The organism is Mesorhizobium sp. WSM4848 (assembly GCF_055811375.1).
This window is the reverse complement of sequence record NZ_JBVVPX010000007.1, coordinates 59,955-72,246: the sequence shown is the minus strand read 5'-3', so window position 1 is coordinate 72,246 and position 12,292 is coordinate 59,955. Positions and strand designations below refer to the sequence as shown.

Below are 12,292 nucleotides of genomic sequence, written 5' to 3'. Positions count from 1 at the left end.
CGAGCCACTTCTCTCCCCGCTTCGCGGGGCGAGCAACCAAGCTTTCAAGGATCGCGGACAAGCTCGGTATAGGTGCTCAGCGCACCGTCCTGCCCGCGAATGCGCCAGGTGTCGCCGTCCTGCGCCTCGACATGGCACGGGCCGAGCGGCACTTTGCCGCCGCCATCCGGCAGGTCCAGCACGTAGACGGGGTTGCAGATGCCCGACAGGCGCGCCCGCAAGGCGCTGACCAGCGCCCGTCCCTCGGCAATTGTTGTGCGCCGATGCGCCATGCCGCGCGCGAGGTCGCCGTGGTGCAGGTAATAGGGTTTTATGCCGAGGCGGTACATCAGCTCCCGGCACAGCTCCTCCAGCGCCTCGACCGTGTCGTTGACGCCTTTCAGCAGGACGCTCTGGTTGAGCAGCACGAAGCCGCCCTGCCGCAAAGCGCGGCAGGCTTCTTCGGTGGCCGGCGTGATCTCCCGCGCGTGGTTGAAATGGGTGACGACTGTGACCATCAGCCGGCCCTGCAGGGAGCGAACCAGCCCTGATGTGACGCGCGACGGCAGAGCGACGGGCACGCGGGTGTGGATGCGCAAGAGCCGCACATGCGCAACCGCCTCGATGCGGGCGCGGATTTCCGCCAGCGCCTTGTCCGGCAGCGACAGCGGGTCGCCGCCGGTCAGGATCACCTCGCGGATTTCGGGGTGGGCCTCGATATAGGCGAAGGCCGGCTCCAGCGCCTCGCGCGAAAAACCCCGGCCGATCGAGGTCAGCGACTCCTTGCGAAAGCAGAACCGGCAATAGACCGCGCACTGGTAGGTCGCAAACAGCAGAACCCGGTCGGCATGGCGATGCGTCAATCGCGGCACCGGGCCGAAGGCATGGTCGGCGATCGGATCGTCGAGCTCGCCTTCCTGCTCAGCTAGTTCTTCGGGCGACGGGATGACCTGCGCCCGGATCGGGTCGGCGGGGTCGCTCCAGTCGATCAGGTCGAGATAGGCTTTTGGGATGCGAACCTTATGGCGCGTGGCCGCGGCTTGAGCCGCCGCGCGCTCGGCTGGCGACAGCGGCAGCGAATCGAGATCGCGCACCTGCCGCACGCCGGCGCGAACATCGTCCTGCCAGCCGGCGTCGTCGTCGGCAGACACGCCGGCGTCGGGGGTGTCGAGGTGTGAGGTCATCGCAGGCTCCTTGAATTTCGGGCTGGATACAGCATTGGAGCCGGGGTGCGAACCCTTGCCGGATGCACTCGGCGCCGAAGTTGCCAATCTCCCCCCTCGTGAGGGAGATTGGCAGCTTCGGCGCGACCCTGCTGCACGTTCATGGGGCGGATAGGCCGCAATGATTGCTAGATTGGCGGCTTCGGCGCTGGGATCTTGCTGCACCCTACCCTTCAACGCCCGCCTGACTTCCCGGCACGCCCATCCGGCTTCATGATGATCTCGCGATGCGGATAGGGGATGTCGATGCCGTTTTCCCTAAAAGTGTCCCACAGCGCCAGCAGCACCCTGCCGCGCACATTGGTCAGGCCTTGCTGAGGGTCGTGGATCCAGAAGCGCAGGACGAAATTGAGCGAGGATTCGCCGAAGTCGGTGAGCCAGCAGACCGGCCGCCGGTCCGCTTCGACCCGGCCGACGCTCATGGCGGCCTTGATCGCAAGTTCACTGACCTTATGCGGGTCGGCGTCGTAAGAGACGCCGAAATTCACGTCGAGCCGCACGAGGTTGTCGCTGAACGACCAGTTGATGACCCTTTGGGTGATGAAATCCTCGTTCGGGATCAGGTATTCGCGGCCGTCGCGCGTCACCACCGAGACAAATCGCGCCCGCAATTCGCGCACCCAGCCGAAAGTGCCTTCGAGCGAAATGGTGTCGCCCGGCTTGATCGACTTGTCGAGCAGGATGATGATGCCGGAGACGAAATTCGAAACCACCTTCTGCAGACCGAAAGCCAGGCCGACGCCGACGGCGCCGGAGAATATCGTCAGGGCCGTCAGGTCGAGGCCGACGGAAGACAGGGCGATGGCACCCGCCACCAGCACAAGGCCGACCTTTGCGACCTTGCCGACGAGGACGCGGATCGAGGGCGTCAGTTCTTCGGAGATGCGGACGCGCTCGTCGATATACTTGCCGACGACAACAGCAAGCCAAACCGTGGCGATCAGCAGCAGCGCCGCTTTCAGCACCATGAGCGCCGAAAGGCGCACCGCGCCCAAAGGTATTGCGAGGCCGTCCAGGAAAGTCGCGGCGTCGTCATCGATGCCCAGGATGACAAGGGCCGCATAGATCCAGGTCAGCCAGGCGAGTGCCCGCGCGACAAAGCGGTTGCGGACGATGCGCGACAGCACCGACGCAAACAGCCACGCAAGCGATAGCGAGAGCGCGATATAGATGAAGTGGCTCCGGCTTGGCCAGGTGACGGCGCGCAAGAGAATGAGCGCGGCAAGCAGGAAGACCGTGAACAGGATCCAGTCGGTGCGCCGCAAAAGGGCAACGACGACCCTCAACAGTCCGGGATGCCCCTTGATCTGGCGCGCCCGGTTCTCCACGAGCGGTTCGATGCGCTGCGCCGCGAGCTTCGCGACCAGGAAGAGCGTGACGATGATGGCAGCCTGATAGAAAAACCACGGCGTGACGGCGTAGTCGAACCACCGGCTGGCCCAGGCCAGAGATTCATCGATGGCGTTGCGAACATCCATTCCCACACGACCGTTTTGGACTGGCGACCAGCACAATGTCGCCGGCCTGGTGAAGGGTCAAGCCGGCGCTCTGCGCTTCAGCCCGCGCCCCCGGGCGCCTCTTGGCCGATGCGCTCAACTTGTCGGGTATAGCCACCGCCATAGGAGTGACGCGCGCGGCCAGGAAGCGGCCGCCAGAAACATCAACTGATTGGAAACAACAGCTGGAAAATCGCCGACGCGCAACATTGGATCACTGTTACATTAGCTTGCACTTAAATTAGATTAAGCGTATGTATGCAGGTGGCCGGTGATCTACCCCCCCAACCGGTTAGGCTCGGCGCCAGTCCCGCCCCCCTCAGGCCAACGACGCCGGGCCGCTTGGGCGTTGCCCTCGCGGCAGCTCAGCTCCGCAACCCAGGCGCCTCCTGCCCTGTTCTCTCGACATACTCCGTATAGCCCCCGCCATAGGTATGAATCCCCTCGGGCGTCAGTTCCAGAACCCGGTTCGACAGCGCTGCCAGAAAATGCCGATCGTGCGAGACGAACAGCATGGTGCCTTCATACTGCGAAAGTGCCGTGATCAGCATCTCCTTGGTGGCGATGTCGAGGTGGTTGGTCGGCTCGTCCAGCACCAGCAGGTTTGGCGGGTCGAACAGCATCAGCGCCATCACCAGCCGCGCCTTCTCGCCGCCCGACAGCACCCGGCATTTCTTGTCGATCTCGTCGCCGGAAAAGCCGAAGCAGCCGGCAAGCGCCCTGAGCGGCGCCTGGCCTGCCTGCGGAAAGGCGCCCTCCAGCGTCTGGAACACGCTGCGTTCGCCCTCCAGCACTTCCATGGCGTGCTGGGCGAAATAGCCCATCTTGACGCTGGGCCCGCGCGCCACCGTGCCATTGTCCGGCTCGGAAGCGCCGGCGACCAGCTTCAGCAGCGTCGACTTGCCGGCGCCGTTGATGCCCATCACGCACCAGCGCTCGCGGCGGCGCACCTGGAAATCCAGCCCCTGATAGATCGGGCGGCTGCCATAGCCCTTGTGGACGTTCCTCAGCGTCACCACGTCCTCGCCGCAGCGCGGCGCCGGCTGGAAATCGAACGACACCTTTTGGCGGCGCTTGGGCGGCTCGACGCGGTCGATCTTCTCCAGCTTCTTCACCCGGCTCTGCACCTGGGCGGCATGCGACGCCCGCGTCTTGAAGCGCTCGATGAAGGCGATCTCCTTGGCCAGCATCGCCTGCTGGCGCTCGAACTGCGCCTGCTGCTGCCGGTCGGCGATAGCACGCTGCTGCTGGTAGAATTCATAGTTGCCGGAGTAAGCGGTCAGCGAGCCGCCATCGATCTCCACCACCTTGTTGACGATGCGGTTCATGAACTCGCGGTCGTGCGAGGTCATCAGCAGCGCGCCGTCATAGTTGTTCAGGAACTGCTCCAGCCAGATCAGGCTTTCCAGGTCGAGATGGTTGCTCGGCTCGTCAAGCAGCATGGCGTCGGGCCGCATCAGCAGGATCCTGGCCAGCGCCACGCGCATCTTCCAGCCGCCGGAAAGTTTTCCGACGTCGCCGTCCATCATCTCCTGGCTGAAGCCGAGGCCGTCCAGAACCTCGCGGGCGCGGCCATCCAGCGCATAGCCGTCGAGCTCCTCGAAACGCGCCTGCAGGTCGCCGTAGCGGGCGATGATCGCGTCCATCTCGTCGGCGCGATCGGGATCGCCCATGGCCGCTTCGAGCACGCCCATCTCGGCCGCCACTTCGCTCACCGGCCCGGCGCCGTCCATCACTTCCGCAACCGCGCTGCGGCCCGCCATGTCGCCGACATCCTGGCTGAAATAGCCGATGGTGACGCCGCGATCGACCGAGACCTGGCCCTCGTCGGGCTGCTCCTCGCCGTTGATCATGCGAAACAGCGTCGTCTTGCCGGCGCCGTTGGGACCGACCAGGCCGACCTTCTCGCCCTTCTGCAGGGCGGCGGAGGCCTCGATGAAGACGATCTGCCGGCCGTTCTGCTTGCTGATGCTTTCCAGTCGAATCATGCTTTTCACGCGCGCCCAAGGGAGTTTCCCCGCGCCAATACGCGATAGGCGGCGCCTGCGGAAGTCCGCAAAGCATGAAGTTGCGTGCCAAATTGTCCGAACCGGGCCGAGATATATTGGTTGGCTAATCCAGCGGAATGTCCACGCACATTCCGGAGCCATCCGGTCTCGAACCGACAATTCTTCGGTTCGGGTCATGCGCTAGGGTACCAGCTCCATGATCGAGCCAGGTAGTGCGCTCGGAATGGTCATCTTCTGCGGCTTCCGCGTCGAGCCTATTGGCCGCCCAGAGGAGGTAGACAAAGTACCCAAGTTGCAAAACGATCAAGGCAATGACCGTTCCGCTGGTCGCCTTCCAGATTGAATCCGTTGCCCAATAAGTCGAGATCGCCACGATGAACGACATGGTGAGCATGCCCACCAGGAACCGCAGAACATTCATGAACTTTCAAAGCCGTCCGGGAACATACAACAGCCGAGACGCCTTCCCCCAAAACACCCGTTACCCAATACCCGGAACCAGGATCCCATTATTTTAGATGCGGCGCAAGTGCCATGTCGAGCAGCGGCTGCCATGGTGCAACTTATGGTTTACGGGTTACCTGGCTCCGTTCCGGAAGATCCGCTGGACGCTCAGATTCGAAGTTCGAACTGAATTAGCGGAACCTCGGATAGTGCCGGCAGTTTAGAAAGATGACCTCAAACAGCAAAGGAGGATGAGATGAAGACGTTTACCGCTATTTTGCTCGCCACCTCAATGATCGGGCTGACGGCCGGCACGGCAAGCGCCACCTGCCATGACACGACCGCATCGATCGAAACTCAATCAGGCATCGCAAAAGACGGAACGCGTGCACCACTCGAATCTGATGCGAATGCCGGCAGCAGGGTCGAGGGCGGCCCGGCCAACAAGGACGGCAACACCATGCCGCTTGCCAACCAGGAGGGCGGTGGGGATAAAAACCTTGCCACCTCGCAGCAGGATGTCGAGGCGCAGCAGGAGGGCGAGAAGACAGCGGCGGCCAAGGCCGACCCCTGCAAGCCGGATTGATGCGGATTGAAAAGCCGACCGCAGACGGCGCGCCGTAGCACAAGGCGAAGCGCGATGGTTACCCGATCCCGCCGGTCACCATGTAGGCGCCGGCGGCGCGTCCGTCTTCAAGACGCACGATAGCGGTGACGATCGAGCCGTAGGAGCCGCGCCAGACGCTGTGGATCCTCTCGTGCTCTTTGGCCGGCACGACCGCATACCCGGTGCAGCGCGCGCCTGTCCGCTGCATGGTGACAGGCTCGCCGTTGACATGCACCTTCACACGAGTGTCGGTCCCGGCCTCGCCATCGATGTCGAGCGTGATGGTTAACTCGTGCTGATCACCGGCATGGCGCGTCTCGGCGGCAAGCGCGACGGTCAGCGGCGACGCCTCGCCGGGCATGACAGCGTGGTGTCGGGCGAAGAAAACATCGTCGGGAAGTTCCAGCGTGCGCGGCGGGCGGCTGCGGCGCCGGCCAAAACGCTCGAAGTCGCCGGCCAGCCGCAGCAGCCGGGTGTCGTCATAGGCCTTGGCGGCGAAGGTTAGACCGACCGGCATGCCGATATCGGCCATAGTGCCCATCGGCACGCTGACAGTCGGAATACCGAGATGGCGCCACACCAGATTGCCATTGGCGACCCAGGTGCCGTTGCGCCAGGCCAGCGCTGCGGACGCCTCGTTGACATCCGCATCGGCCGGACCGACATCGGCGACGGCGGGAAACACCACTGCGTCGAGCCGTTGCGCGTCGAGCCAATCCTCGAAATCGATGCGCCGCGTCGCCTCCAGCCCTTTCAGGCCGGCCTCCAGCTCGGGAATGGCCAAGAATGGGGTAACGCCGCGCTTGGCCCGCTCGACATAGTCCGCCACCTCAAAACTGTCCTCATAACGGTCCGGCAGCGCGCCCGGCGGCTGCGGAAAGATCTTTGCGCCGTCGACCGACGCGAGATCGGGGATGGCAGGGTCGGCATTGGCGCGCAGGAAATCGTCCCAGGCGAAGACGCACAGGTCCCAGATCTCGCGCTCGGCGAATGCTTCCGGCACCAGCCCGCGATCGACCATGTTTTTTGTTCCCGGCCGGTCGCGCTCGTAGTTGGAGACGACAGGGAAATCGACCTCGGCCACATCAGCGCCGAGCCGCCGCAGATCGGCCGCCGCCTGCTGCCACAGGTCCAGCACCGACGCGCGGGTCTGGATCGCAACGTCCGTATCGCGGCCGATATACATGCGGGGCACGCCGAGCCGCACGCCTTGCAGCGCGCCCTCCAGCCTGAGGCCGGTGTAACGCGGCGGCCGTACGGCCGAGCTCTTCGGCAGCGCCACCCAGGGCTGCGCGCGCCAGAAATCGCCTGTGGTGTCCGGGTCGTCGGCGACGATCACGTCGAGCAGCTCCAGCATATCGGGCACGCTGCGCGTATGCGGCACCACAACGTCCATTGTCGGCACCAGCGGCCAGTTGCCGCGCACCGAAATGACGCCGCGCGACGGTGTGTAGGCGACCAGCGCGTTGTTCGAAGCCGGCGCACGGCCCGACGACCATGTCTCCTCGCCGAGCCCGAATGCGGCGAAGCTGGCGGCGGTCGCGGTGCCGGAACCATTCGACGAGCCCGACGCGAAGGCGGCGGTCAGGTAATCGGCATTGTAGGGGCTTTCCGCCCGGCCGTAGACGCCGCGCTGCATGCCGCCATTGGCCATCGGCGGCATGTTGGTCAGCCCGATCAGCACCGCGCCGCCGGCCCGCAGCCGGCCGATGGTGAAGGCGTCCTCGTTGGCGGTGAGATGCTCGAAGGCCGGCGAACCGGCAGCGACCGTCAGGCCTTTCACCTTGTAGCTGTCCTTGGCGGTGTAGGGGATGCCGTCCAGCGGCCCGAGCGCAGCACCTTTCCTGCGGCGCCAGTCGGACGCGGCGGCCTCCTCGAACATTTTGGGATTGAGCACGGGAAGGGCGTTGAGGGCGATGCCATGGCGATCGTAATAGGCGATGCGCCTGAGATACGCGCCGACCAGCTCGACGCTGGTGACGGTGCCGGCCTCCAGCGCTCGCCGTAGCTGTTCGATCGACGCCTCGACGATGTGGAGATTGGTCACTTTGGGAAGCCAAATATGATCTTCATCTACAATGTCTTGGTGTCCAACAGACCATCTTCCTTCATCACGTCCAGGTAAATCTGGACAGCGGGATGGCCATGGGAAGAAGCCTTGAGCAGCCATTTGGCGGCTTCTTTGTAGTCCGGCTGTCCATTGATGCCGCGATAGTACAGCATCCCAAGACTGGCTTCGGCATCGGCATTTCCCGTTTTCGCGGCAGCCAGCCACCAGAACTCAGCAGATTTGTGGTCTCTGGCGATGCCTTCACCATTGGCATAGGCATATGCCACATGGAGCTGGGCCTGGGTATCTCCCTGCTTTGCGGCCTTGAGCCACCACGAAACCGCGTCCGCCTTGCTTTTGCTGACACCAGCGCCTTTCGAATAGGCGCCCCCCAGGTTCAGTTGCGAACTGACGTCTCCCTGATTGGCCGCCTTGAGCCACCAAGACGCCGCGTCCGCATCGCTTTGGGTAACACCGTTGCCGATTGAATATGCATAGCCAAGCGCGGCTTGTGCCTGGGCGTTGGCCTGTTCGGACGCTTTGCGCCACCAGACCGCAGCCAGACCATGATCATGTTGTACCCCCCAACCCTGTGAATAGGCTTGGCCAACAGCGAATTGAGCGTTGGGGTATCCCTGATCGGCCGCCTTCCTGAACCAGGCAAATGCCTGTGCGTCATCCTTGCCCACGCCTTTTCCCAACGCATATGCAGTTCCAACGGCATATTGTGCATCGGCGAGGCCAGTGGCCGCGGCTTTCATCCACCATTCGAACGCCCTGCGGTCATCCTTCGCCACCGCCCGGCCTTCCGAATAGTGAAATCCAAGGATGTATTGACCATTTGCGTGCCCATTGTCCGCAGCCTTCCGCGCCCACATAAAGGCCAACTGATCGTCCTTTCCGACACCTCTGCCATAATAGTAAGCTTGGCTGAGGCCGGCCGCACCGTTTAGGTTTCCTGCCTCGGCGGTCTTGCGCCAAAAGCTCACTGCCCGCGCGTCATTCTGAGCAACGCCTTGGCCTAACCAATACATCAAACCAATACTGTTCTGCGCATCGGGGTTTCCGGCGTCGGCCACTATCTTCCACTGGCGGAATGCCTCGGCGTAGTCCTTGGCGAGGAATGCCGCTTGCGCCTTCTGGATGGCCGACCACTGAACGTAATAATTGCGAGCTGGCCAAAACAGCACGACAGCAGCCAACACAAGCAAGACTATGGGAAAGATTCTTCTGCGATGTGGCACGGGCAAAATGGACACAGTTCTGTTCGCCTCAAGCGGCCAGTCTTCACTGCTCACGTTCGCCAATCCATTTGTCGATAGCGGTAATCATTAGCGCACGCCGCCTCTTCCCGAAATATCCGCACCTTGAGAATCTAATCAATCTGGCGCGCCCGGAAAAAGCGCCACCGCATCGCCGCCGCCCGCCGGCCAGTCCCGGATGGTGCGGTCATAGCCGCCGGTCAGCACCCTGCCGTCGGCGGCGAATGCCACTACGTAGACCGGTCCAGACCGGCTGTCGAACAGGGCGGGCTCGTTGCCGGTTTCCACGTCCCACAGCCGTGCCGTGCCGTCGAGCGAGCCGGACAGCAGCCGCTTGTCGTCGGCCGACAGCGCCAGCGCATAGACCGTGCCCGAATGGCCCTCGAGGCGGCGGACTTCGCGGCCGGTGTCGAGATCCCAGAGCTTGATCATATAATCGCCGCTGCCGGTGATCAGATGGCGCCCGTCGGCCATGAACAGGACGCCATAGGGGCCGCGCTCATGCCCGTGCCAGCTGCGCAGTTGCTTGCCGGTGCCGATGTCCCATAGCTTCAGCGTGCCCTCGATGCTGCCGCTGATCGCGCGTGTACCGTCGGGCGAGACGGCGACCCCGCTGATCGACCAGTCGTGCCCCGGCATCACATGCAGCACCGAGCCCTTCTCGATATCCCAGACGATGACCCTGCCGGTGTCGTGCCCGCTGACGGCACGTTTGCCGTCGGGGCTGATCGCCAGCTTGTTAACGCCGCCGTTCTGGCCTGACGAGAAGACGTGCAGCACCGCGCCATCGGAGATCTGGCGCAGCACGATCTCGCCGTCGTCGCCCGCCGTCAGCGCCCGCGCCCCATCGGGCAGGAAAAGCGCTGTCCGCGCCATGTCCTTGTGGACGCCGAGGGTGTGGATCAGGCGCTTGCCGTCGATATCCCAGAGCTTGATCGTGCGGTCGGTGCTGGCGCTCATGATCGAGTGGCCGTCGGGCGCCACCGCCAGCCAGACCACGGGCTCGCGGTGGCCGTCGGGCTGGGTCGGCTGCGGCGGCGGAGCCTGCGGCAGCGGCGCGACGGTCTGCGGTGGCGCAGCCGGGACTGGAGCAGGCTCTGGCGGTGAGACAGGTGGGGCCAGCGCGACCTCGGATGTCGAGGCAGGAGCCGGCTGTATGGCTTCCGGTTCCGGGGCCGGTACGCTGGTGACGTCTTGGCCTTCCGGCGCGCTCGGCACGGCTTGCTCGGCGATCAGGCTTTTGCCGGCGCCCTGTGGCTGCCGCGACCAGGGGCCCAGTTGGTCGGCCACCAGAGCGAGCACGGCGAGGAACGGAACGACGGCGAAGAGCCGCCGCAGGCGTGGTCGTCCGCCGGGTTGCGTTTCGGCGCCCCTGCCGAACAGAGGCGTCTTCGGATCGTGCGTCGATCGGCCCGGCAACAGGCCGGCCCAGAACAACAGGGCTGCAAGAGCTGAGACAACACCCGCCGCGCCGAAAAAAGCCAGGCGCGCGAACGCGAAAGCCTCGTCGGCGCCCTCGCCGCCCAGCGCGAAATACACACGTGTGAAGCAGAGCATGCCGATCGCCAGCAGCAGCATTGCCAGCAGCCTGTCGACAAACCTGTTCATCGGGCTTCCCCCTCGCGCCGCTGTTCGCTTTGCCCGCAATGATGCCGGTCGGCGCCGGGCTTGTCGATGCCCGGTTCAATTCCGAAGAGCGAAACAGTGAGCGCAAAACGCTCGCCTGCGCCAAAGCGCACGATATGGCCTGGCGACACTCTCGGTCGCCGCAATGTTGCCCGGTCGCGCGCTAGAATCGTAGGCAGGCAACTCAGCACCGAGGCCAAATGATGGATGATTGGAAATTGCCCTGGGACGGCGGCTGCCTGTGCGGCGGGATACGCTTTCGCATAAGTGCGCCGCCCTTGCTGACCATGGCCTGTCATTGCACCGGCTGCCAGAAGCTGAGCGCGAGTGCTTATTCCCTGACCATGGCGGTGCCAAGCAGCGGCTTCACCGTTACGCAAGGCGAGGCCGTGGTCGGCGGCCTGCATGGCCCGCACCGGCAACTCTATTGCCCGCACTGCAAGAACTGGATGTTCACGCATCCGCACGGCCTGGACTTCTTCGTCAACGTTCGCGCGACCATGCTGGACGAGCACCATTGGTACGTGCCCTTCGTCGAGGTTTTCACGTCGGAAAGGCTGCCCTGGGCAACGACCGCCGCCAGCCACAGCTTCGCCACTCAACCCGACCTTGAGGGGTATGCGCCATTGATCGAGGCCTTCGCCCGCGAAGGCGCGCGACCGATGTGAGGGAGTAAGGTTGGCGAAAACGTCGATGACAGCCAATCTCCCCCCTTGTGGGGGAGATCGGCCGCCATCTTTGATTTCGCCAATCGCCGACCTCGAAAAGAGGCGCTGTCGGCGGAACTCCCCCTTCGTGGCCCTTCGTGGGGGAGATTAGCTCTCCTCACCGCAATTCCACCCACACCGGCGCGTGGTCGCTGGCGCCGGGCTCGCCGCGGACGTCGCGGTCGATGCCTGCCCCGGCCAGCCGGCGCGCCAGTTTCCTGGACAGCAATATATGGTCGAGCCGCAGGCCGGCGTCGCGCTGCCAGCGGTTGCGGCGATAATCCCAGAATGTGTAAAGCGTCTCCTTCGGATGTTTCTTGCGCAGCGCATCTAGCCAGCCCTGGTCGAGCAGCGCTGCGAAGGCGGCGCGGCTTTCCGGCTGCACCAGCGCATTGTCGTCATAGGAGCGGGTCGGATAGATGTCGCGCGGCTCGGGCACGATGTTGTAGTCGCCGGCCAGCACCACCGGCAGGCCGGTGCCGAACAGTTCTTCCGCATGCGCGTTCAGACGTTCGTGCCACGCCAGCTTGTAGGTGAATTTCGGGCCAGGCTGCGGGTTGCCGTTCGGCGCATAGAGGCAGGCGATGACGATGCCGCTGACCGCCGCCTCGATGTAGCGGGCCTGGTTGTCGCTGCCGTCGCCGGGCAGCGCCTCGCGGGTCAGCACCGGCTCCGAGCCGCGCGAAAGAATGGCGACGCCGTTCCAGGTCGGCTGCCCCACCCAAACCGCGCCATAGCCGGCCGCGGCGAGTGCTGTGCGCGGAAACTGCGTCTGCCTTGCCTTCAGTTCCTGCAGGCAGACGATGTCGGGCTTGGCGACAGTCAACCAGGCGAGCAGGTTCTGCAGCCGGCCGTTGATGTTGTTGACGTTGAAGGTGGCGATCTTCAT

10 protein-coding genes are annotated in these 12,292 nt (G+C 64.2%); 2 read left to right on the top strand and 8 right to left on the bottom strand.

Features of this window, described 5'->3' with window-relative positions; genetic code table 11:
- Positions 1-44 precede the first annotated feature (44 nt).
- The 4 genes from AC0L16_RS09475 to AC0L16_RS09460 all read right to left on the bottom strand — a co-directional run bounded on the left by AC0L16_RS09475 (position 45) and on the right by AC0L16_RS09460 (position 5,128).
- Positions 45-1,163 (bottom strand): KamA family radical SAM protein, encoded by a 1,119-nt coding sequence (locus AC0L16_RS09475; RefSeq protein ID WP_473620376.1) that lies wholly within the window; start codon positions 1,161-1,163, stop codon positions 45-47.
- A 212-nt stretch (positions 1,164-1,375) separates the two neighbouring features.
- Entirely contained in the window at positions 1,376-2,680 is a 1,305-nt protein-coding gene (locus tag AC0L16_RS09470) for a mechanosensitive ion channel family protein (protein WP_473620375.1), read from the bottom strand.
- 383 nt (positions 2,681-3,063) lie between these two features.
- Positions 3,064-4,686, bottom strand: a complete 1,623-nt coding sequence (locus tag AC0L16_RS09465) for an ABC-F family ATP-binding cassette domain-containing protein (protein WP_473620373.1) — start codon at positions 4,684-4,686, stop codon at positions 3,064-3,066.
- A 124-nt stretch (positions 4,687-4,810) separates the two neighbouring features.
- Positions 4,811-5,128, bottom strand: coding sequence for a hypothetical protein (locus AC0L16_RS09460; protein ID WP_473620372.1), 318 nt, complete (start codon positions 5,126-5,128; stop codon positions 4,811-4,813).
- Positions 5,129-5,407: 279 nt separating this feature from the next.
- Here AC0L16_RS09460 and AC0L16_RS09455 point away from each other — a divergent pair, with 279 nt between their 5' ends.
- Positions 5,408-5,737: a hypothetical protein gene (locus tag AC0L16_RS09455; protein ID WP_473620370.1), complete on the top strand. Its 330-nt coding sequence runs from the start codon at positions 5,408-5,410 to the stop codon at positions 5,735-5,737.
- Between the two features lie 58 nt (positions 5,738-5,795).
- Here AC0L16_RS09455 and AC0L16_RS09450 read toward each other — a convergent pair whose 3' ends face one another.
- The 3 genes from AC0L16_RS09450 to AC0L16_RS09440 form a co-directional block, all read right to left on the bottom strand.
- Positions 5,796-7,805, bottom strand: coding sequence for an amidase (locus AC0L16_RS09450; RefSeq protein ID WP_473620369.1), 2,010 nt, complete (start codon positions 7,803-7,805; stop codon positions 5,796-5,798).
- A gap of 26 nt (positions 7,806-7,831) precedes the next feature.
- Entirely contained in the window at positions 7,832-9,106 is a 1,275-nt protein-coding gene (locus tag AC0L16_RS09445; protein WP_473620367.1) for a tetratricopeptide repeat protein, read from the bottom strand.
- A gap of 81 nt (positions 9,107-9,187) precedes the next feature.
- A complete protein-coding gene (locus tag AC0L16_RS09440; RefSeq protein ID WP_473620365.1) occupies positions 9,188-10,678 on the bottom strand; it encodes a WD40 repeat domain-containing protein in 1,491 nt (496 codons plus the stop codon).
- Positions 10,679-10,899: 221 nt separating this feature from the next.
- On the opposite strand from AC0L16_RS09440, the gene AC0L16_RS09435 reads away from it, so the two are divergent.
- Positions 10,900-11,364 carry a GFA family protein gene (locus AC0L16_RS09435; protein WP_473620363.1) on the top strand — a complete coding sequence of 155 codons (465 nt, stop codon included), beginning with the start codon at positions 10,900-10,902 and terminating at the stop codon, positions 11,362-11,364.
- Positions 11,365-11,521: 157 nt separating this feature from the next.
- On the opposite strand, the gene AC0L16_RS09430 is transcribed toward AC0L16_RS09435, so the two are convergent.
- Positions 11,522-12,292, bottom strand: a complete 771-nt coding sequence (locus AC0L16_RS09430) for an exodeoxyribonuclease III (RefSeq protein ID WP_473620360.1) — start codon at positions 12,290-12,292, stop codon at positions 11,522-11,524.

What these genes read in the sequence shown, in the direction of transcription:
- AC0L16_RS09435 (WP_473620363.1), top strand. Translation starts at nt 10,900, where the DNA reads ATGGATGATTGGAAATTGCCCTGGGACGGCGGCTGCCTGTGCGGCGGG.
- AC0L16_RS09475 (WP_473620376.1), bottom strand. Translation starts at nt 1,163, where the DNA reads ATGACCTCACACCTCGACACCCCCGACGCCGGCGTGTCTGCCGACGAC.
- AC0L16_RS09460 (WP_473620372.1), bottom strand. Translation starts at nt 5,128, where the DNA reads ATGAATGTTCTGCGGTTCCTGGTGGGCATGCTCACCATGTCGTTCATC.
- AC0L16_RS09430 (WP_473620360.1), bottom strand. Translation starts at nt 12,292, where the DNA reads ATGAAGATCGCCACCTTCAACGTCAACAACATCAACGGCCGGCTGCAG.
- AC0L16_RS09440 (WP_473620365.1), bottom strand. Translation starts at nt 10,678, where the DNA reads ATGAACAGGTTTGTCGACAGGCTGCTGGCAATGCTGCTGCTGGCGATC.
- AC0L16_RS09470 (WP_473620375.1), bottom strand. Translation starts at nt 2,680, where the DNA reads ATGGATGTTCGCAACGCCATCGATGAATCTCTGGCCTGGGCCAGCCGG.
- AC0L16_RS09465 (WP_473620373.1), bottom strand. Translation starts at nt 4,686, where the DNA reads ATGATTCGACTGGAAAGCATCAGCAAGCAGAACGGCCGGCAGATCGTC.
- AC0L16_RS09455 (WP_473620370.1), top strand. Translation starts at nt 5,408, where the DNA reads ATGAAGACGTTTACCGCTATTTTGCTCGCCACCTCAATGATCGGGCTG.